This is a genomic window from Thalassotalea psychrophila (assembly GCF_031583595.1).
In the GTDB taxonomy this organism is placed as follows: domain Bacteria; phylum Pseudomonadota; class Gammaproteobacteria; order Enterobacterales; family Alteromonadaceae; genus Thalassotalea_A; species Thalassotalea_A psychrophila.
In genome coordinates this window covers 1,138,456-1,158,205 of the sequence record NZ_CP134145.1, presented here as the reverse complement: position 1 = coordinate 1,158,205, position 19,750 = coordinate 1,138,456, and the positions used below count along the sequence as shown (strand labels likewise).

Below are 19,750 nucleotides of genomic sequence, written 5' to 3'. Positions count from 1 at the left end.
TTTGGGTAAGTTTCCCTGACCAAAAGCTAACATTTAAACTTAAATTTAAGATGTTTTACTGACGAAGTGCTTTAGCCTTATTCCTAGAATGGCGCCACAAGAAAAGTAAGTTATCGCCCCTACGGTAATTAAATAAACTAATTTAAATACTTGTGCACTGAACGATAAAGTAAGCCATGCGTCAAAACCAGGCGATAAAAAGTAAATAGTCCCGGCCATAACTAACGCTGAAAAAATTAAACGTAAGATTACAAATAGCGTGCTTTTATCTATGTGGTAAATGCCGCGGTTACTTAAACCACGATAAAGTAGAAATCCATTTAACGTAGCAGATAACGCAGTGGCGATTGCTAAACCGACATAACCATAAAATGGCGCTAATATTAAATTAAATACCATATTTGCAGCCATGGCCTTTATGCCGATAATTACTGGCGTTTTAGTATCTTGGCGAGCGTAGTAACCCGGCGCTAATACTTTAATAAACATAAAGCTTAATAGACCACTTAAATACGCATAAAGTGCAAACGATACTTGCATAACATCATGCTCAGAAAATTCTCCGCGCATGAATAGCACCATAATTATTGGTTGCGCCAGCACCATTAAACCAGCCATAGCAGGCCAGCCCAATAAGCTTACAACTTTTAGTGCCCAATCAATTGTTGATGAAAATTCTTGTGGATTTTGCTTGGCATGCAACCTTGCCAAACTAGGCAAAATTACCGTAGCAATGCCTATACCAAACAACCCTAACGGGAACTCTAATAACCTATCGGCGTAATAGAGCCAACTAATAGAGCCAGTGATTAAAAAGCTGGCAATTAAGGTATCAAGTAATAAATTTATTTGCGTAACCGAAACACCAAATAGAGCAGGTACAATAAGCTTGCGAATTTTTTTTACGCCACCATGATTCCAGCCCCATGTTGGTTTAACTAAAACGCCAGCTTTTATCAAAAACGGTATTTGAAACAAGAACTGAGTTAAACCACCTAAAAACACGCCCCAAGCGAGCGCAAAAGCAGGCCGTTCAAACATTGGCGATAAATATATTGCTGCGCCAATAATACAAACATTAAGCAATACAGGCGTAAATGCCGCCGCGGCAAACTTACCTAACGTATTTAATATTGCGCCAGAAAGTGCGGTAAAACTAATAAACCATAAGTAAGGAAAGGTAATGGTGAGTAATGATGATGCTAAATCAAATTTTTCGGCATTAGGACCATCATATAACCAGTCAAGAAACCAGCCAAAACCAAATAGTGCAACAAACATCGGAGTAGCTATCATGCCAACGAGTGTGACAATAGAAACCAATACACCTAACGTTCCACTTACTTTAGAGATCAGTTCTCGGGTTTCATTGGTACCATTTTTTTCATCAAGCTCTTGGTACTCACTAAGCACAGGTACAAATGCTTGTGCAAATGCCCCTTCAGCAAAAAGACGACGGAGAAAATTAGGAATTTTATTGGCAAAGAAGAAAACATCAGCACCTACTCCAGTTCCAATTTTGTCAGCGATTACAACATCACGAACAAGACCTAAAACTCTAGAGATAAGCGTCATAAAGCTGACGATAAGCCCTGATTTAAGCAATTTCTTACTCAAAAATGATACTCCATTGTTATTTTTATTAGTTTTTAGCAAATAATCACTGAGAACCTTAGTCCTCAGCCATTATTAATGTTATCATCTTCTTCTTTGAATGCCCTCGAAAAACCGCATTTTTTGTTAAAAATTTAATTATTGAGTAATAATTCGATAAATAGTTTGACATCAACCGGAAAAAAAGGCATATTTCGTCGCCTTAAATTATGGCTATATTATTTTATTTTTAGGAGTCCACCTTGGCTAACTCAAAGTCTGCTAAGAAGCGCGCTGTTCAATCAGAGAAGCGTCGCCAACACAATGCAAGTCGTCGCTCAATGATGCGCACTTACTTGAAAAAAGTTATCGCTGCTATTGAAGCTGGTAACAAAGAAGAAGCAACTAAAGAGTTCTCTATTGCTTCTCCAATTTTAGACCGTTACGCAAGTAAAGGTTTAATTCACGCAAACAAAGCTGCCCGTGTTAAGAGCCGCTTAAATGCTAAAATTAAAGCTCTTTAATTAGAACTTAAATTTTACATTTTAAAAACCGGCTTCTGCCGGTTTTTTTGTACATGGATGTACAGTATTTAGCGGATGTAGGACGCATGGAGCTATTTGTTTTTAACGTCCGAATAAATTCGGACCAACCAGAAAATTAGGTTGGCGTGAATTTTAAATCATGGATGATTTAACTTAGAATTGCCATGGATGGTCTAAATTCTGTATTCGCGCGTTAATGACCATCGTTACGTCCGAATAAATTCAGACCAACCAGACAATAAAAATGGCGCTTAATAGCGCCATTTTTGTATTTAAGATTTAATAAATTATTAAACCGAAAACGGATATTTGATAGGGTCGTGGTGTTCGTACCCTATCACCTCAAAGTCATCCATAGTTACCCAAGTTTCTAAATCTTCTAATGACTTAATCTTTGGATTAATACGAAGCTGAGGTGATGCAAATGGTTCGCGTTTTAACTGTACGTTTTCCATTAAATCTAACTGATCTTCGTAAATATGGGCATTAACAATTTTGTGATAAGCAACGCCAGCTTTATTACCGGTGATTTGCGCCATAATCGCTAAGAATGCAAAGACTTGAATTTGATTAAAATTAAGACCTAACGGCACATCACAACTGCGTTGGTAACTATTTAAATATAAAGTTCCGTCAAGTAGTGAGAATTGATGCTGGAACATACATGGACGTAAGCACCCCATATGAAACTCACCTGGATTATAAAAGCTGATGATCTCGCCTCTATCATCAATTCCTTTACTTAAATTATCAACAACCTTTTTAACTTGATCAACATGGCCACCATCTGGTTTAGCCCATGCTCTGCCCTGTACTCCATAAACACGGCCCATGTCATCTTCACCTTTACGATGAGGATTATTCAACCAAGCTTCGTTCTCATTGGCATTGGCATTCCAAGTAGGTGTACCTAATTCACGAAAATCAGCAGCATTATCATAACCTTTGATGTAACCAAGCAACTCTGCAATAGCGGCTTTATAAAAGCTTTTACGAGTTGTAATGATAGGAAGTTCATTCTTACCAACTTGGTATTCTAAATCGGCATTGATCAGGGTTAGACAGCGCTTACCTGTGCGCTCATTACTTACCCATGTACCGTCATCGATAATACGTTGACATAAATCTAAATATTGTTTCATTTTGCACTGCTCTTATTCTTTTTCGTATTATTAACAATCTGCTGACTATTGTTTAATCCCCAAACAATCATTCCGACTCCAATTATCACCATAGGCAATGAAAGCATCTGCCCCATTGAAATGAAACTGAAATAAAATCCTAAATGAGCGTCTGGCTCACGGAAAAATTCAATTATCATTCTAAACAAGCCATAACCGGCCAAGAACAAGCCACTAGCAACACCTGCTGCTTTAGTCTTTTTACCAACAAAGTAAATAATAAGAAACAGCACTACACCTTCTAAAAAGAATTCATATAACTGTGATGGATGACGTGCTAAGCCAAGTCTGTCAGTTGGAAATACCATTGCCCATGGAACATCCGTTTGACGTCCCCATAATTCAGCGTTAATGAAGTTGCCTATTCGGCCAGCCCCTAAACCGAGCGGCACTAAAGGCGCGACAAAATCGCCAACTTGTAAAAAGCTTTTCTTTTCTTTGCGAGCAAAAAATGCAATTGCGGTAACAACCCCAAGCAAACCACCATGGAATGACATTCCGCCGGTCCATATTTTAAATAGATAAAGAGGATCGCTGAGGAAATAATCGAAGTTATAGAATAATACATAGCCAATTCGGCCACCTAATATCACACCTAAAAAACCATAAAACAGTAAGTCACTTACTTGGTCTCGAGTCCATAGGCCATTACTTTTATCGGCAGCTTTATTAGCAATTACCATTGCTAAAATAAAACCGATTAAATACATGAAGCCATACCATCGAAGGGCGATAGGTCCGATTGAAAATATAATAGGGTCAATAATCGGAAATTGAATTGCAGCAAGGGTCATAAACGATCCAGTGTTAAATCATCATTTTTAATGCTACTAAAATTAAGAAAGCAGCAAAAACTTTTTTTATTGTTTTAACCGGTAGTTTGTTGGCGAGCTTCACCCCGTAACGCGCCAAGATTGTTGACGTAGAGGCGATACCTAACACTGCCGGCCAGTAAATATAACCTAAACTCCACTCGGGAAGATTTGGATTACCAAGACCAGCAATCATAAACGCCATTGTGCCAAAAAGCGAGACAATCATGCCACATGCTGTAGAAACACCTATGGCATGTAATAAATTTACTCCACAGTAGGTTAAAAACGGTATTAGAACCGCCCCGCCACTGATCCCCATCAAACTAGCAATAACTCCGGTTCCGCTGGCAACCGCTTTTAAAACGTTATCTGAAGGCAAATCTCTATGCACGGTTTGGCGTATAGAAAACAGCATGTATGTGGCTAAAGAAATAACAAAAGTGGCAAAGATAGCAGTAAGTGTACTGGTTGGTAATAAATCAGCAAGATTAGCACCAACAACAGCGCCTACTGCGACAAACACCAATAATTTTTTAGTCATTTTCCAAGGTATATTACCCGATTTATGATGATTAAATGCGGCACTGCTGGAAGTTACAACAATTGAGGCAAGAGACGATGCCAACGCAATTGGCATAACAATATCAGCATGTATGCCTAGTGTAGGCAAAATTATGATCAAAACAGGAACAATCACCAAGCCGCCACCAATACCTAACAAACCAGCTAAAAAGCCGACCAAGGTACCTAGTAACATACATATTAGAAAAACTGATAAAAACATTAGAGACTCTATTTAGTTAGAGTATTAATTTTAACCCTAAATAGATGAAAATACTTATTAATTTAATAGAATTGGTATTTATTACTTACCTGCTCGTACAAATCCACCTAAACCAAGCAATTCTAATTGCTCATTAAGGTAATTATGCACCTGTTTGGGTGTCGTTAACATTAGACAATGGGATAGTATTAATTGTGCTTGTTTATAATCCAAATGACGCAAAACCCATTTAATTCTGGGAATATTATGAGCATTCATACTTAATTTATCATACCCCATAGCAAGTAATAACAGCGCACCGCCAGGTTCACTGGCAAGCTCACCACATAAACTTAACTCAATTAATTCAATTTGCGCTTGTTCGGCAATTTGATTTAACGCTCTAAGCACTGCAGGATGATATGAGTCGAATAAAGGCGCAACTCTAGAGTTGTTTCTATCTACAGCCAGAAGATACTGGGTTAAGTCATTACTGCCCACAGAAAAGAAGTCTACTTTTTTAGCAAGCTCTGACAACTGAAAAATAACGGAAGGAACTTCAAGCATTATTCCAACCTTAGGTTTAGCCACCGGTACTTCACTTTCGTTGCTTACTTCAAAGTACGCTTGATTAATCAACCGGATAGCATCATCGACTTCTGTTGTACCAGAGACCATAGGCAACATTATTTCTAAATTGCCTAAACCAATATTTGCCTTAAGCATTGCACGCACTTGCACCAGAAAAATTTCAGGATGATCGAGAGTAATACGAATGCCACGCCAACCTAAAAATGGGTTATCTTCACTTATAGGAAAGTACGGTAAAGCTTTATCACCACCGACATCTAACGTACGCATAACAACAGGCTGTCTTGGAAATGAGTTCAATACTTTTTTGTACAATACAACTTGTTCTAACTCCGATGGAAAACAACTACGCTCCATAAATGGAATTTCTGTACGATATAAACCAATACCTATAGCGCCATTTTTCATCGAATTATCAAATTCAGCCCCTAAGCCTGCATTTAATAACAGCTCGATAGATTTTCCATCTTTGGTAATTGCAGGAAGATTAATGACCTGTTTTACAATTTCTTGTAGTTCATCTTCTTCGCGCACTAAGTGTTGATATTCGGTCAAAGTAGCAGTATCTGGCGATAAGAAAATTTCACCCGAATAACCATCAACAATAGCGTGTTTATGCCAAAAGCTTGCTAAAGGAATACTACCCACGCCCATAATGGCAGGAATGCCTAGAGCTCTAGCCAAAATCACAGCATGAGAGTTAGTAGATCCTGATAATGAAACAATCGCTTTTAAGCCTTTATGCTGATACTCAGCCAATAATGAAGCGGTGACCTCTTGAGCCACTAAAATCATATTTTCGGGGAAGTCGGGCTTATTACTATCTTCCTGTTGTAAATGAAATAATACTCGATTACCAAGATCTTTTATGTCAGTAGCTCGTTCGCGAATATAGAGATCTTCTACTGACTCAAATTGCATGACGTATTGATCAATGACCAACTTTAAAGCACTTTGAGCATCCCAACCTGAATTTATTTTTTCGAGAATTTCATCGCGTAGGCTGGTGCTTTCTAGCATATGCTCATACATTTCAAAAATATCAAGGGCATCTTCAGGTATGGCACCTTGCATACGGCTACTCATTTGTCTGAGGTCGCGTTTTGTTTTAATTACAGCATGCTGAAAAAATTTTGTTTGAGAGCTCGATTGATATACTTTGGTTAAACTAACACTGCTTAACTGTGCTTTAGGATAACTGACATAAAAATTACCAATAGCTAAACCTGGAGAGCCAGGAATCCCCTGAACATATTGACGATTTTGTTGTTTGGTATTCCTACTTAAAATGCCCTTCGTTTCAGCATTGGCGATGGCAATGGCCAATTGGGCGGCAATAGTAACAAGAAAAGCTTCTTCATTTTCATTGAATTCACGTGCTTGTTTTTGTTGAACAGATAATATGCCTAACACACGTCGTTGATGAATAATGGGGGTACCTAAAAAGGCATTAAAGTCTTCTTCTTGCACTTCTGGGGCTTCTTTAAAACGAGGATGTTGTTGAGCATTTGCGATGTTAATAGGCTCTTCTCGTTGACCAACTAGACCAACTAAACCTTCAGAAAAACCGACTGAAACTCGGCCTAATGAATCCTTAGCTAAACCATCAGAAGCCATTAACAGGAAATGTTCTTGTTCGTAGTCTGCTAAATAAACCGAGCAACATTCAGCAGCCATTGCAGCTTTTACTTGTCCAACCATATTCTGCAAGGCGGTATCAAGTTCGGGTTCTTGCCCGAATGCTAAAACAATTCTACGTAACGTGGTTAACATAAGCTCCTTTGCTCGTTGAATACTATTAAACGTTTATTTTAGTTGAAGTTTTTTCTAAAGATTAATCAGTATACCCTACTTTTTGATTATCTTAAAATGGCCAATTAAATGCAGCCAAAAGAATTATACGGCTCTAAAAAACAATAAAACCGTATAACTTACGTCATACGGTTTTATTTAATAAGTTATGTTACTAACTTAATTTACATAATGATCACTACCCAGTACGTCTTCTATTATCTCGACGGTGATGAGATCCACGGCGATGTTTATTTGGTTTACGCTCATTACCTTCTGCTTTAAATGGTGCTAAAGCAATAGGAGCAAACTCTTTCATTACTCTGCGATATACATCGCGTTTAAATGAAACCACCTGACGCACAGGGTACCAATAACTTACCCAACGCCAATCATCAAACTCAGGGTGACCTGAATGTAATAGATCTACTTCATCATCAGCACAAGTGAGTTTTAATAAAAACCACTTTTGCTTTTGGCCAATACACATGGGTTTACTCTCATGTCGAATTAACCGTTTAGGTAGACGATACCTAAGCCAATGCTTTGTACTTGCGATAATTTCCACTTGATGTGGTTTTAAACCAACTTCTTCATGCAGTTCACGAAACATGGTTTGCTCGGTTGTTTCACCTTCGTCAACACCACCTTGTGGATACTGCCAAGAATGTTGGCCATATCGCCTAGCCCAAAAAACCTGACCTTTACCGTTTGTAATCACTATGCCGACGTTGGCTCTATAGCCTTCGGCATCAATCACATGAACTCCCGTTCAATTTTTTACTATAAAATGATTGTTCCACAAACTTGCGCTACGAGCAAATAAACACTGAAATTAATTTTATTCTCAGTAGTTTTTGCGCATAATATTGATAAACAAAGATAACAAGCTCAAGCTATTGACCAATTACCGCCCAGAGACAGAACTACAACTTATAAAGCATGCACAAAGTATTGCTGGTTTAACCTTAGGTGAACTGGCTGCACAAGCAGGCGTTATTGTGCCCGAAAATTTGAATAGAGAAAAAGGCTGGATAGGTTTATTACTTGAAAAAATACTAGGAGCTAGTGCTGGTTCACTACCTATGCCCGATTTTCCAGATTTAGGTATTGAACTTAAAACGCTGCCAATTAATAGAGCAGGTAAACCGTTAGAAACCACATTTGTTTGTGTTGCGCCATTAAAAGGCATTACCGGAATGACTTGGGAAAAATGTCACCTTAAAAATAAACTATCAAAAGTTTTATGGGTACCGGTGATCTCAGAGCGTGATATCCCTATTCATGAGCGCGTAGTTTGCACGCCATTTTTATGGCAACCAGATCAACAAGAAGAACAATTATTAGCACAAGACTGGCAAGAGCTAACAGACATGATAGCACTTGGGCGAGTTGAACAAATTAATGCAAAATACGGACAAGTTCTGCAACTAAGACCCAAAGCGGCAAACTCTAGCGTGAAAACCCAAGCGTTTGATTCGCAAGGAAGGCCTTTTCAAACTCTACCAAGAGGGTTTTATTTAAAAATTCCATTTACGCAAATGTTGCTGAATAATCATTTACGAGTAAATTGATAATATAGAAACAAGGTACGAGAACGTTTATTCGCTGCTACGCAGCTTATCACTGGAGAAACGAAAAGCGTGGAAGGCACTATTATTAGGAAAAGGCATAGAGGGCACGAACCATTTAAAATAGTGTATTTAGCCAGTTCATTAAGTAATTAATTAGAGTTTATACACTTGAATTTCTTGGCTTAATGCCACTTTTTCACGGTTAGGTACGGTTATCCAATTGGTATTTGCTGCTTCTAAGCATACAAATTCATCTTCACCCTGCTGATGAATATCAGCCATTCCTGCGGCGATATCTATTCCTGGATTCCACAATACCCATTGTGCAGAATTTGATTTTTTAATTTCAATGGCACGTTTCCAACCTTTATCAAACATGGTCATTGTTGAATTGTGATAGTAAATTTTATCAATAGGGCCAGTACAATTAAATACATCGGCAGGAGCACAACCTTGAATTTGCTTTATTTTGTCATCAAAGCAAGCTGAATTTAAATCAGGAATTGCAATGTTTGCAGGGTTGCTTACACTGAAATAGCTATGTAAAGCGCTAGAAAATTGAAAATCCTTATGACTCAAGTTTTCAATTATTAATTGTTGACTAAATGTTGTAGAAAACATTAAAACTTGCTTCATTGTGAATTTATATGGCCATGATGAGGATTTGCTTTCTCCTTCAAGAATCAGTTCGACTTTGATCCCTGCAGAATTAATATCTATATCGCCTAATTGCCAAACACTTGTTCGTGCAAAACCATGGTTGCCTGCATTTTTGTATGGCCCAAACCAAGGCCAACAAATAGGAACACCACCACGGATTGCCGTACCATCTTGATATTGAGCCTTTTTACTTACCCAAAACACTTCATCATGACCTTTCGGCTGCCAACTTAATACATGGCCACCATGTAAAGTTAAACGTGCGGAGAAAAGATCGTGGGTAAGTAATAACTCTGAAAAGTTGTCGCTTAGTTTTGATTCAACAACTTCCCCATATTTATTTTTGATAAGGGTGTTGAACTCTGTTGTATTCACTTCAATTGGTAACAAGTTTTTATCCTAGAAAATCCATTAGGGATATATTTATCTATTCTTTATTTGGGTCTAATTGACCATTAGATTCATTGGCTGCTGTTTTTGCCGAAGATGCCTGAAGTTGTACCATTTGTACATCTTCAGAAGATGTGAGTTCTAATTCATTAAGTTTAACTGTTGGCTCAGCTTTAAACAATTCAAATTGATGCTTTGCTTTCTCCTGCGCCAACTTTTCTTGAGCAGCCTTTACTTCTGCTAATTCTTTTTGTTCAAGCTTAACTTGTACAAGTTTCTCATGAGCTGTTTTTTCTTGAGCAGCTTTTTCTTGTGCTAGTTTTTCCTGAACAGCTTTTTCTTGGGTCAGTGTATCTCGCGCTAACTTCTCTTGTGCGGCTGATACTTGTGCTAGTTTATCTTGTACAGCTTGCTCTTGAAGCAACTTATCTTGCGCCAATTTGTCTTGTGCTGCTTTTACTTGCGCAAGTTGCTCTTGCACAGCTTTTTCTTGTGCTAGCTTATCTTGTGCTAATTTCTCTTGAGCGACTTTTACTAAGGCTAGCTTAACCTGTGCCGATTTATCTTGAGCTGCTTTTTCTTGAGCTAGTTTCTCTTGAGTTGCCTTTTCTTGTGCCAACCTATCTTGATCTAATTTTTCTTGCGCTGCTTTTTCTTGAACCAACATATCTTGGGCCAATTTTTCTTGAGTAGCTTTAACTTGAGCTAGTTTCTCTTGAGTTGCCTTTTCTTGTGCCAACTTATCTTGTACTAACTTCTCTTGAGCGACTTTTACTAATGCTAACTTAACTTGAGCTGATTTTTCTTGTGCCAACTTATCTTGCTCAAATTTCTCTTGAGCTGCTTTTATTTGCGCGAGTGTTTCTTGCGCAGCTTTTTCATGGGCGAGTTTCTCTTGAGCTGTTTTTTCTAGAGCCAACTTATCATGTGCTAATTTCTCTTGTGCAGCTTTTACTAATGCTAGTTTCTCTTGAGTTGCCTTTTCTTGTGCCAGTTTATCTTGTGCTAGTTTATCTTCAGCAGCTTTTACTTGTGCGAGTTGATCTTGGACAGTTTTTTCTTGTGTCAGCTTATCTTGCGTCAATTTGTCTTGAACAATTTTTTCTTGTGTCAGCTTATCTTGCGCTAATTTGTCTTGAGCAGCTTTTACTTGCGCAAGTTCTTCTTGCACAGATTTTTCTTGGGCAAGCTTATCTTGTATCAACTTATCTTGAGCGGCTTTTACTTGGGCCAACTCAGCTTGAACAGATTTTTCTTGGGCAAGCTTATCTTGCATTAATTTATCTTGAGCTGCTTTGACTTGAGCTAACTCAGCTTGAGCAGATTTTTCTTGGTCAAGCTTATCTTGCATTAACTTATCTTGAGCTGCTTTGACTTGAGCTAACTCAGCTTGAGCAGATTCTTCTTGAGCCAACTTATCTTTCGCTAATTTTTCTTGAGCGGTTTTTACTAGTGCTAGTTCATCTTGAATAGATTTTTCATGTGCCAACTTATCTTGTGCAATTTTAGAAGATTTTATAGGTTCATCGCTTTCAGCTTTCGTTTCAGAAAGCACTTCAGGATCTTCCAATCCTTGAGCTTCTTGTTTTTGCAACCAAAGTTCACGCTTTTTCATCTCCACTTGTTCTAAATTAGCATAAGCTTTTTTAAAGTAGCTAGGAGACATGTCTATCGCTTTTTGGAAAAAGTACTCTGCCTCATCTAAGCGGCCTTCGAGCATAACAAAATAGCCTAAATCGTTATATGCATCATACTCACTCATTACCTGCTTAAAGGTTTTTATTGCACGATTGTATTGCCCTTTGCGAGCATAAATTAAGCCTAAATTACTCCAGGCCCTTTTAAGCGTTGAATCAAGATTAATAGCTCGACGATACTCTCTTTCGGCTAGAGTTAAATCTCCAGTCAGATAATATGAATAACCTAAATTAGATAAAATATTAGCGGAATTTTCGTTATAGGTAAGAGCTAATTTGTAGTAAATACGAGCTAAATCGAAGTTTTGGTGCATATCTTCAATTATGCCTGATACGTTATAAGAATTAATCGGTGACTCTTTATCAAGCGTATGATAATTGTTAAACTTTTCAGTACCCAATTCAGTTAAACGTTTTTGGTCTAATAAAATTGCTTTTTGCAAATGACCTTGGGCTTTTTGATACTGACGATTTTCCATTTCTATAACACCAAGAGCCTGGTGAGCAAGGATCAATGAATTATCGTTCTGTAACGCTTCGGTATAAGCACGAGTAGCAATGGTATTATTGCCTTGTTTGTCATGAATTCTAGCAATTCTATACAATACTTTGGCATTATTAGGTTCAAACTCTAAACACTGAATGTAGTAATACAACGCCTTGTCATTATCACCACGCTGCTCAGACTCCATTGCCTTTTGAAAGGCTTCTTCCATTGTTTTATTGGTAATTCCTGAGGTTTGGCCTTTTTCGCCAAACAAATCATTACGAGCATAGTTTTCTAAGTTCTCATCTGTTTCAGGTGTAGTTTCACACCCAAACAAAAACAGAATAGTGAACAGGGTTGAAATTATTGTTATTTTTTTATTAATTTTCATAATGTTTCCTAAAATGCTTGATCCCATACCGCCATAACTTTAAGTACTGCAGGCCCTATTGCGACTATAAAAAATGAAGGCCAGATACAAACCATCATAGGAAAGACCATTTTCACCCCAACCTTAGCTGCTTTTTCTTCGGCTTCTTGTAAACGTTTATCGCGATATTCTTCAGAGTAAATCCTCAAAGTATCAGCGATACCAGTACCAAGCCTTAGACTTTGTACAATCACTGAATTTAAACCGCGAATATCCTCTAACCCTGTGCGCTCAGAGAATTCATGCAAAGCTTCCTGCATAGAAAATCCGACTCTAACTTTCGAACAAACTAAAGCCAATTCATGCGCCAATGCTGGATGTGCATATTCTAACTCTCGGCTAACTCTTTGAATCGCTTCTAATAAGCCTAGGCCAGATTCTGAACAAACGACTAATAAATCTAATGCATCAGGAAAAAATTTTCTAAGACTCTTCATCCGTCTTTTTGCTAAATAGGTTAAAATAAACCCTGGCAGTAAATAAAAACCACCTAGAATAATTGCCACTAAATATATAGTCATAAATGGCGACAAATCAGGAAATGCTTGCATCGCAAAAATTGCAATTACACCACCTAATAAAAGTAAGAGCAATTTTAACGCGTTATAAACTTTTAAAGCATGGTCGGAGTGAAAACCAGAATGAATTAATAAACGCTTAGTTTTATCATCGCCAGCGAAAGTTCGCTGTAAAAAGGGCATTTTTTCTAATGAATGTTCAAGCGAATGAGAAAAATCCTCAGCAATACTGGAACCGCCTTTATTGCCATGTTGCAGCTTTTGCAATTGCTGCCGTATAGGAGAGTAAGCTCCTGAAAACATTAAACTTAAAGCTACAGAAAGAGTTAGACCTGCAATACCGGCTATTAAGTAAATAGCCCATTTAGCCTGTACAGGATCTTCGATGAAGCTATTAACTAGTCCTAATAAATAATCCATAATTAATACTCTATGTTAATGAGTTTGCTGATCCAAATTGTACCAACAACCATACCTAGGCCGCCCCACTTTAATAGTGAAATTCCTTCAGGACTTGTAAATAATTCACTCACATAATCAGGAGAACTCATGTATAAAAAAGCAAATAAAGCGAAGGGAGTTAATACTAATACCCAGGCAGATAACCTACCTTCCGCAGAAAGTGTTTTTACACGACGCTGAAATTTAAATCGTTGACGTATAACTCTAGAAAGGGTTTCTATTTTTTCAGCTAAGTTACCACCAGTTTCTTTTTGAATACTTACTGCACTGGCAAATGCCATAGCAGAAGTCGTCGGTACTCTATGCACGAAAGTTAATAACGCGGTTTTAATATCATTACCAAAATTAATTTGTTTAAACATTAAATCAAATTCGACGGCAAGTTCGCCTTCGGTTTCTTCACAGACAAGCTTTAATGCTTCTGAAAATGCATAACCCGCTTGTAAGCCTCTTTTTAAAACATCTAACGACTCTGGGAATTGTGTTTCAATTTTTTCTAGTCGATTAGCAATGTCTCTTTTTAATTTTAATTGAAACACGCCAATAACTAAAAACACTGAAATAAGAATAAAGAACGGATCTAAAGTCAAATTCCAAACTAAAGGTGCAACAATTACCGAAACCAGCACCATTAATAAAATATACTGGTGACCAAATAGCTTAGAGCCTGACATTTCTAGTTTATAGGATAACCCTTCAACAAAACCTATTTTTTCTATTTCAATAAATATTGGATTTAATTTAGACAATCGTTGATTTAAGACTAAATCTACCTGATGAGGATCTTTAATTGCTAACTCTTCTAAATGTTTTTTAAGTTGCTTAGTTTTAGAGCGCTGGGGGTTATATACTGATACAAATAGAGTCTGCGACATAAACAGAACAGCTCCGAAAACTAAAAGAAGAAAGGTTAATTCATTACTCATATTTCTCTCCTAAAAGTTCATCATATTTTTATCAAGGCCATAAATAGAATTAGGTAGAACAATCCCTTTAGCTTTGAGAGTTGTATTAAAGTTTGGTACGACCCCCGTAGGTTTAAACTCACCTAAAATATTGCCATCTTCATCTTTACCCTGTCTTTCAAAGGTAAAAATTTCAGACATGGTAATAATGTCTCCTTCCATGCCATTAATTTCTTGAACACTGGTGATCCTACGGTGACCATCTTCATGTCTTTGTAATTGCACCACTAAATCAATCGCAGAAGCTATTTGAGAGCGAATATTTTTTACCGGCATATCAAAACCAGCCATACATACCATATTTTCTAAACGCCCAAGTGCATCTCTTGGATTATTGGCATGTAGTGTCGTTAGAGAGCCCTCATGACCGGTATTCATTGCGGTAAGCATATCAACCGCTTCAGCGCCCCTAACCTCACCGATAACAATTCTATCAGGCCTCATACGAAGGGTATTTCGAACTAAATCACGTTGAGTAACCTCCCCTGCGCCCTCAATATTGGCTATGCGAGTTTCTAAACGAACAGTGTGAGGTTGTTGAAGTTGTAATTCAGCAGAATCTTCAATGGTAATAATTCGTTCATACTCAGGAATATAACCAGAAAGTATGTTTAGTAGCGTTGTTTTACCGCTACCAGTACCACCTGAAATAAGCACATTCATCTTGCCAAGTACCACCGCCTCAATCAGCTGGCCAATTTCTTCACTCATTGAGCCTAATTCAATTAATTGCTCTGCTTTTAGTTTTTCAACGGTAAATCTACGAATAGATAATGTTGGGCCATCTAGCGCTAAAGGAGGGATAACAGCATTTACACGAGAGCCATCTTTTAGTCTGGCATCGACCATAGGTGAAGATTCATCAATGCGACGTCCAACACCAGATACGATCCTATCGATAATATTAAGTAAGTGACTATTATCATAAAATTGTACCGGCACTTTTTCTAATTTACCGAAACGTTCAATAAAAATACTGTCAAACCTATTCACCAATATATCGGATATTGTCGGATCACAAAATAGGGTTTCTAATGGACCTAAGCCCAAAATTTCATCAATAACAAGTTTAATTATTTTTTGTCTAACGACTAAATTTAGTGGCTTTGAAACTTCATTTAATAACTGATTTGTTATTTCACTGATTTGTTCTTTGGCTTGATTGTCATCCATAGTTTCAAGCACAGCAAGATCTAGCATTTTTAACAGTTTGCCAAATATTTGCTGCTTTATTTCTAAATCCTGTGGATTTAAAAAGTCATATTGAGAGTCATCTTGTTTTTTTAATAATTCCATTATGATTTACCCGTTAACCTAGACCACAAACTTTTTGTTTTAGGCAATATATCAATATTGCTAGCATTTATTTGCTGAGCAATGATTAAAAATTCTTTTTCTAATTGCTTAAATTCTGATAATTCGTCAATACTTTTGCCTAAATCGGTACAGGCACTAGCTAATTGATAATCGTTTGAAATTGTAAAGACCGATTCTACACCAACAGTATTTTTAATATCATCGGGGGTGATAGTGCTAAATTTAGTAGAATACCTATTAACGATAATGCTAATTTTTTCCGGTGCGATTCCCATAATATTATGAAGTTGCTCAACCAGTGCTTTCGCTTCTCGAATACTAGAAATGTTTTGTTGAACAACCACCATAATATGCTCTGATGATTCAAGAATGGGAATTGAAAGTGAGTCTATTCCTCTTGATAAATCTGCAATAAGTAACTTGAAGTTTGCTCTAACCTTGGAGAATAGTTGGCTTATTTTATTTTGATCGATATGAGCTAAGCGATTTATCTGTGAATAAGCTTTTACTGGCAATAAACTTAAATTTTCTTTTTTACTCATCATGCTTTGTATAGCGGTAGCATCTAATTCTTTAATATCAGCTAACGCATCATCTAAATAATAATCAGGTTGCAAATTTAAACTATCTGCTAACGTGCCGTGTTGTAAATCTGCATCGATCATCACCAGCTCATCTTTGCTATGGTTACTAATAATTTGCCCAACAGAGCTGGCAATAAAGCTTGCACCAGAGCCACCTTTGCCATTAATAATAGAAACTACGGGGGCTAAATTTACTTCTGTTTTTAACTGTGATGCGACTTCTGATATAGCAGGGACAAGCTCAACTTCCGCAGTAGATAAAGGCACAATATCTTTGATAGATAGTTGAATAGATTTTCTTAACAGTTTTTGTGGTAGGTTATCACCGACTATTAAAATGTTAATTCCTGCATTACTAATTTTCTCCAGGTTGCTAATTGTTTGTAGCTCATCACCAGTATAAACAACTACAGCTACCTGAAAATCTTCCGTAATAAATGTGACCTTCTTTTCTATAATTAAATCTAGATTTTTTACAGGTAATAACAGTTCTTGAGTGGCAGATTCTACCTGAGGATCGTCACAAACCAATAATAACTTAATTAGGAATGGTAATGACATTGAGCGCCTTTCATTTTTGTTTTCATTATTACTATGAACATTTGAATACGATTTAATCGAGTTAAGTTCAATTTTATCTTCCATAATGGAACCCTCTTACTCTAAGTATATGTTTAATTACGAACAATCTGAATCTCCCCACCTTGTAGCTCCAAGGCTTTCTCTGGGTAATACAGTCGTAAAACTTGGGGAATTTAAAGTTAAAAACAATCCTGGGATCAATAGTTGGTGTTGATAACCTGTAATTGAAACTTTGACTAACCTGATTTGATTTGGGGTGTTCTGTGGAAAAACTGGTGGGTTGGCATCAGGGCTTCCCTCCAAATCTAATATAGAACCAGAAAAGTCCATATATTTTATTTCAACATTATCCATAGTTAAATTATGTAAAAATTTTTCTGAAAAACTTGCTGAATTAGCTACATTGCTATCAAGTACACTATTCATAACCACAGGGCAAACAACGGCCAATCTTGCACCACGGCGAGACACCTCAGTTAAAATATTCCAAGTTAACATTAATCTCGCAACTTCAATCACACTAAAAAAAAGTAAAAAGAATAAACTACCTACAATTGCAAACTCTACAGTGTATACACCAGTATTTTTTGGCTTTTTATGATTTCTAAAAAAGTTGCTCATAATGCTCTCATACTATAATGAACAGTAAGCGGAAAATTTAAATTAAAACTTTTACTTGTTACAAATGATGGTAATAAATCGGAATATATAGGCTCCCAAAAATAAGTAACTGATACAGTAATATATTCAGTTGTATCATTGACAAGAATATTAAAACTATAAACATCATCAATTCTATAAGTTATATTTTTCCCTGCTGTTGTGGTGTCTAGCACCGCACCTGAATTTGATAATGAAGGTAAAATGCTATGCGAACCATTAAAGTCCCCCCCAGTTAGAATAGCATTAGCATTTAAGGCTATATCATCATTTATATAAATGTTATTGCTTATGGGTCTTGCATTGTTAATAAGGTACCTTGATGTGTCCCTTACAACCTGATTTAACGTATTGTACTGATATAAAAGGCGAGAAAATTCAACTATTACAAACACTAAAAATAGTAAAATTGGCAAAATTAATGTTAGCTCAATAGCTGCTAATCCTTTTTGCCTATTAGGTGTAGTTTTTATAAATGACATCATTATGAATCACTACTACTAGGAACATGATATAAAACAATAGTGTAAGGACCTGGGCTATTTATAGAGTCAACTACAGGAATCCCTACAGCGGTACACTCCTTGGTAAATTCACCAATAATAAAACTTTGCTGCCCTCCATTATCAAGATCTTGGGTTAAAAAGAAACAACCAGAGCCAACATATTTAGGAACTTCGAGACCATTTGCAGTTCCATCGCACTCTGCGATAACAACATTTAAAATTCTTCGTTCATCTGCGCCTCCCGGTTCAATTGTTGAACCTGTATTAGGAGAGGAGCATTGTTCTCCACTTAGCAAACTTGCATCTAAATATTGGTTATAACTATAAACTCCTGTCGGAAAAATAAGATCTCCAAAAGAATCATATTCAAAGATGGGCACACCATTATCATCATATTCAAAAACAGGATTGTTATCTGAATCAACTAATTTTCCATCTTCTAAATCTAATCTCGCTCCTTGGCAGGTATTAATATCTGGAGGATAAATACCATCTTTGTCGCCAGGTACGGTTGAAGTACCAAATCGTGTATTAAGTCCTTGTAAAGAAGGTCCGACCTTATTACCAGGAGCCGTGGTAAGTCCCTCATCAACATTCAAGCAAACTTCACCATTTGACAAACCAGCTCCAGCCATAGCCGTCCGAATATCGGCTCCTCCATGATTATCGGCTAAGTTTAATAATTGGAAGTTACCAGAGCCAACTGCACTTTCTTCGCCAGAACCAATTTTCATTACAGTCAATTCATTGAGGTTGTAGCCAAAAAAAGAATCTGTCGGATATTCTAGAGGGGTAGCTGAGTAATCAATTGGTTTTGAACAAACCATCATTGGTACTAAGTCGCTATAACAGTCAACTAATGCGGTACTAGGTCCAGCTAACGCGGTTGCTGAAACTTCTTTATTAAAACTAAAAATTTGCGCCAAAAAATTATTAAGTTCAACACCAGATATGGTTACTTTTACATAACGGTTAATATCTTCGTTTACACCTATACCAACAGCGGTAAAAGGCTCTGGTTTTTCTGAAAACTCTACTATTACTGAATCCATAGTAGTTATTGATGAGTTCAGTTCATGATAATCTGCATACCCTAAATTTAAGGCTGTGATTGCTTTCGCTGCAATTATTGCCGAATTATGAGTTCCACCATCAACTAAATCTTTAGCTGCATTTAATGCTGCTGTATCTACAATATTTTGTAATCTGGTTTTATTTAAAAGTAAATGCCCACCATCTAACGCTAATGCAGCCATAGCAAAAAGAGAAAAAAGGCCAATAGTAAACATCACTAAAATACTGCCTTGTTGATTAAACATACTTTGAGTTTTCATAAAAACCTCTAACTAACAATTAGTTGCCTGACCCACCTGACCCCGATTTTATAAGGTGTTGAGCATTGGTACTTGTTTGTCCCTCTGATGGAGCAACACTAGAGCCTTGATAGCTAGTAACAACTTTTTCACCATATTTACCATCTAAATCATTAACTATGCCCTCATTATTTTCTGGAGCCATAGGATCTAAAATTTGTTTTTCATTAATTTTAGCAATCGATTCTGTAATTGGATAAGGGTCGTTAGAAGAACATCCAGAAATGATTAATAGAAGCGAAAATGTTTTTATTAGATTTTTCATG

18 protein-coding genes are annotated in these 19,750 nt (G+C 36.9%); 2 read left to right on the top strand and 16 right to left on the bottom strand.

Going from position 1 to position 19,750, the window contains the following annotated elements; genetic code table 11:
* Positions 1 to 45: 45 nt before the first annotated feature.
* On the bottom strand, positions 46 to 1,617 hold the full coding sequence (murJ, locus tag RGQ13_RS04915) for a murein biosynthesis integral membrane protein MurJ (RefSeq protein ID WP_348392449.1): 1,572 nt from the start codon (positions 1,615 to 1,617) through the stop codon (positions 46 to 48).
* Positions 1,618 to 1,856: 239 nt separating this feature from the next.
* Here murJ and rpsT point away from each other — a divergent pair, with 239 nt between their 5' ends.
* A complete protein-coding gene (gene rpsT / locus RGQ13_RS04910) occupies positions 1,857 to 2,117 on the top strand; it encodes a 30S ribosomal protein S20 (RefSeq protein WP_348392448.1) in 261 nt (86 codons plus the stop codon).
* A gap of 311 nt (positions 2,118 to 2,428) precedes the next feature.
* On the opposite strand, the gene RGQ13_RS04905 is transcribed toward rpsT, so the two are convergent.
* The 5 genes from RGQ13_RS04905 to rppH form a co-directional block, all read right to left on the bottom strand.
* A complete protein-coding gene (locus tag RGQ13_RS04905; RefSeq protein ID WP_348392447.1) occupies positions 2,429 to 3,280 on the bottom strand; it encodes a thymidylate synthase in 852 nt (283 codons plus the stop codon).
* The gene (lgt, locus tag RGQ13_RS04900) at positions 3,277 to 4,113 is read right to left on the bottom strand and encodes a prolipoprotein diacylglyceryl transferase (RefSeq protein ID WP_348392446.1); all 837 of its coding nucleotides are present in this window, start codon (positions 4,111 to 4,113) and stop codon (positions 3,277 to 3,279) included. Before lgt ends, RGQ13_RS04905 begins: the two co-directional genes overlap by 4 nt.
* 13 nt (positions 4,114 to 4,126) lie before the next feature.
* On the bottom strand, positions 4,127 to 4,918 hold the full coding sequence (locus tag RGQ13_RS04895) for a sulfite exporter TauE/SafE family protein (protein WP_348392445.1): 792 nt from the start codon (positions 4,916 to 4,918) through the stop codon (positions 4,127 to 4,129).
* An 81-nt stretch (positions 4,919 to 4,999) separates the two neighbouring features.
* Positions 5,000 to 7,261: a phosphoenolpyruvate--protein phosphotransferase gene (gene ptsP, locus RGQ13_RS04890; RefSeq protein WP_348392444.1), complete on the bottom strand. Its 2,262-nt coding sequence runs from the start codon at positions 7,259 to 7,261 to the stop codon at positions 5,000 to 5,002.
* A gap of 217 nt (positions 7,262 to 7,478) precedes the next feature.
* Complete coding sequence (rppH, locus tag RGQ13_RS04885) at positions 7,479 to 8,039, bottom strand: RNA pyrophosphohydrolase (RefSeq protein WP_348392443.1); 561 nt, start codon at positions 8,037 to 8,039, stop codon at positions 7,479 to 7,481.
* A gap of 139 nt (positions 8,040 to 8,178) precedes the next feature.
* On the opposite strand from rppH, the gene mutH reads away from it, so the two are divergent.
* The gene (mutH, locus tag RGQ13_RS04880; protein ID WP_348392442.1) at positions 8,179 to 8,853 is read left to right on the top strand and encodes a DNA mismatch repair endonuclease MutH; all 675 of its coding nucleotides are present in this window, start codon (positions 8,179 to 8,181) and stop codon (positions 8,851 to 8,853) included.
* A gap of 153 nt (positions 8,854 to 9,006) precedes the next feature.
* Here the strand turns inward: mutH and RGQ13_RS04875 are convergent, their stop codons facing one another.
* From RGQ13_RS04875 to RGQ13_RS04830, 10 genes are read right to left on the bottom strand one after another with little or no spacing between them, the layout of a single operon-like run.
* Complete coding sequence (locus tag RGQ13_RS04875; RefSeq protein WP_348392441.1) at positions 9,007 to 9,903, bottom strand: D-hexose-6-phosphate mutarotase; 897 nt, start codon at positions 9,901 to 9,903, stop codon at positions 9,007 to 9,009.
* Positions 9,904 to 9,940: 37 nt separating this feature from the next.
* Positions 9,941 to 12,478 carry a tetratricopeptide repeat protein gene (locus tag RGQ13_RS20185; protein ID WP_348392440.1) on the bottom strand — a complete coding sequence of 846 codons (2,538 nt, stop codon included), beginning with the start codon at positions 12,476 to 12,478 and terminating at the stop codon, positions 9,941 to 9,943.
* A gap of 8 nt (positions 12,479 to 12,486) precedes the next feature.
* Positions 12,487 to 13,455, bottom strand: a complete 969-nt coding sequence (locus RGQ13_RS04865; RefSeq protein ID WP_348392439.1) for a type II secretion system F family protein — start codon at positions 13,453 to 13,455, stop codon at positions 12,487 to 12,489.
* 2 nt (positions 13,456 to 13,457) lie between these two features.
* Positions 13,458 to 14,423, bottom strand: coding sequence for a type II secretion system F family protein (locus RGQ13_RS04860; RefSeq protein ID WP_348392438.1), 966 nt, complete (start codon positions 14,421 to 14,423; stop codon positions 13,458 to 13,460).
* A gap of 9 nt (positions 14,424 to 14,432) precedes the next feature.
* Positions 14,433 to 15,758 (bottom strand): CpaF family protein, encoded by a 1,326-nt coding sequence (locus RGQ13_RS04855; protein WP_348392437.1) that lies wholly within the window; start codon positions 15,756 to 15,758, stop codon positions 14,433 to 14,435.
* A complete protein-coding gene (locus tag RGQ13_RS04850) occupies positions 15,758 to 17,008 on the bottom strand; it encodes an AAA family ATPase (protein ID WP_348392436.1) in 1,251 nt (416 codons plus the stop codon). The genes RGQ13_RS04855 and RGQ13_RS04850 overlap by 1 nt, the downstream gene beginning before the upstream one ends.
* A 33-nt stretch (positions 17,009 to 17,041) precedes the next feature.
* Positions 17,042 to 17,566 carry a TadE/TadG family type IV pilus assembly protein gene (locus RGQ13_RS04845; protein ID WP_348392435.1) on the bottom strand — a complete coding sequence of 175 codons (525 nt, stop codon included), beginning with the start codon at positions 17,564 to 17,566 and terminating at the stop codon, positions 17,042 to 17,044.
* Positions 17,563 to 18,090: a TadE/TadG family type IV pilus assembly protein gene (locus tag RGQ13_RS04840; protein WP_348392434.1), complete on the bottom strand. Its 528-nt coding sequence runs from the start codon at positions 18,088 to 18,090 to the stop codon at positions 17,563 to 17,565. The genes RGQ13_RS04845 and RGQ13_RS04840 overlap by 4 nt, the downstream gene beginning before the upstream one ends.
* The gene (locus RGQ13_RS04835) at positions 18,090 to 19,445 is read right to left on the bottom strand and encodes a Tad domain-containing protein (RefSeq protein ID WP_348392433.1); all 1,356 of its coding nucleotides are present in this window, start codon (positions 19,443 to 19,445) and stop codon (positions 18,090 to 18,092) included. Before RGQ13_RS04835 ends, RGQ13_RS04840 begins: the two co-directional genes overlap by 1 nt.
* Before the next feature lie 19 nt (positions 19,446 to 19,464).
* Complete coding sequence (locus RGQ13_RS04830; RefSeq protein WP_348392432.1) at positions 19,465 to 19,749, bottom strand: hypothetical protein; 285 nt, start codon at positions 19,747 to 19,749, stop codon at positions 19,465 to 19,467.
* Position 19,750: the final 1 nt, after the last annotated feature.

Bases quoted from the DNA above. Each gene is read 5' to 3' on its own strand.
- RGQ13_RS04905 (WP_348392447.1), bottom strand. From the start codon at position 3,280: ATGAAACAATATTTAGATTTATGTCAACGTATTATCGATGACGGTACA.
- lgt (WP_348392446.1), bottom strand. From the start codon at position 4,113: ATGACCCTTGCTGCAATTCAATTTCCGATTATTGACCCTATTATATTT.
- RGQ13_RS04895 (WP_348392445.1), bottom strand. From the start codon at position 4,918: ATGTTTTTATCAGTTTTTCTAATATGTATGTTACTAGGTACCTTGGTC.
- ptsP (WP_348392444.1), bottom strand. From the start codon at position 7,261: ATGTTAACCACGTTACGTAGAATTGTTTTAGCATTCGGGCAAGAACCC.
- RGQ13_RS20185 (WP_348392440.1), bottom strand. From the start codon at position 12,478: ATGAAAATTAATAAAAAAATAACAATAATTTCAACCCTGTTCACTATT.
- RGQ13_RS04865 (WP_348392439.1), bottom strand. From the start codon at position 13,455: ATGGATTATTTATTAGGACTAGTTAATAGCTTCATCGAAGATCCTGTA.
- RGQ13_RS04860 (WP_348392438.1), bottom strand. From the start codon at position 14,423: ATGAGTAATGAATTAACCTTTCTTCTTTTAGTTTTCGGAGCTGTTCTG.
- RGQ13_RS04855 (WP_348392437.1), bottom strand. From the start codon at position 15,758: ATGGAATTATTAAAAAAACAAGATGACTCTCAATATGACTTTTTAAAT.
- RGQ13_RS04850 (WP_348392436.1), bottom strand. From the start codon at position 17,008: ATGGAAGATAAAATTGAACTTAACTCGATTAAATCGTATTCAAATGTT.
- RGQ13_RS04845 (WP_348392435.1), bottom strand. From the start codon at position 17,566: ATGAGCAACTTTTTTAGAAATCATAAAAAGCCAAAAAATACTGGTGTA.
- RGQ13_RS04840 (WP_348392434.1), bottom strand. From the start codon at position 18,090: ATGATGTCATTTATAAAAACTACACCTAATAGGCAAAAAGGATTAGCA.
- RGQ13_RS04835 (WP_348392433.1), bottom strand. From the start codon at position 19,445: ATGAAAACTCAAAGTATGTTTAATCAACAAGGCAGTATTTTAGTGATG.
- RGQ13_RS04830 (WP_348392432.1), bottom strand. From the start codon at position 19,749: ATGAAAAATCTAATAAAAACATTTTCGCTTCTATTAATCATTTCTGGA.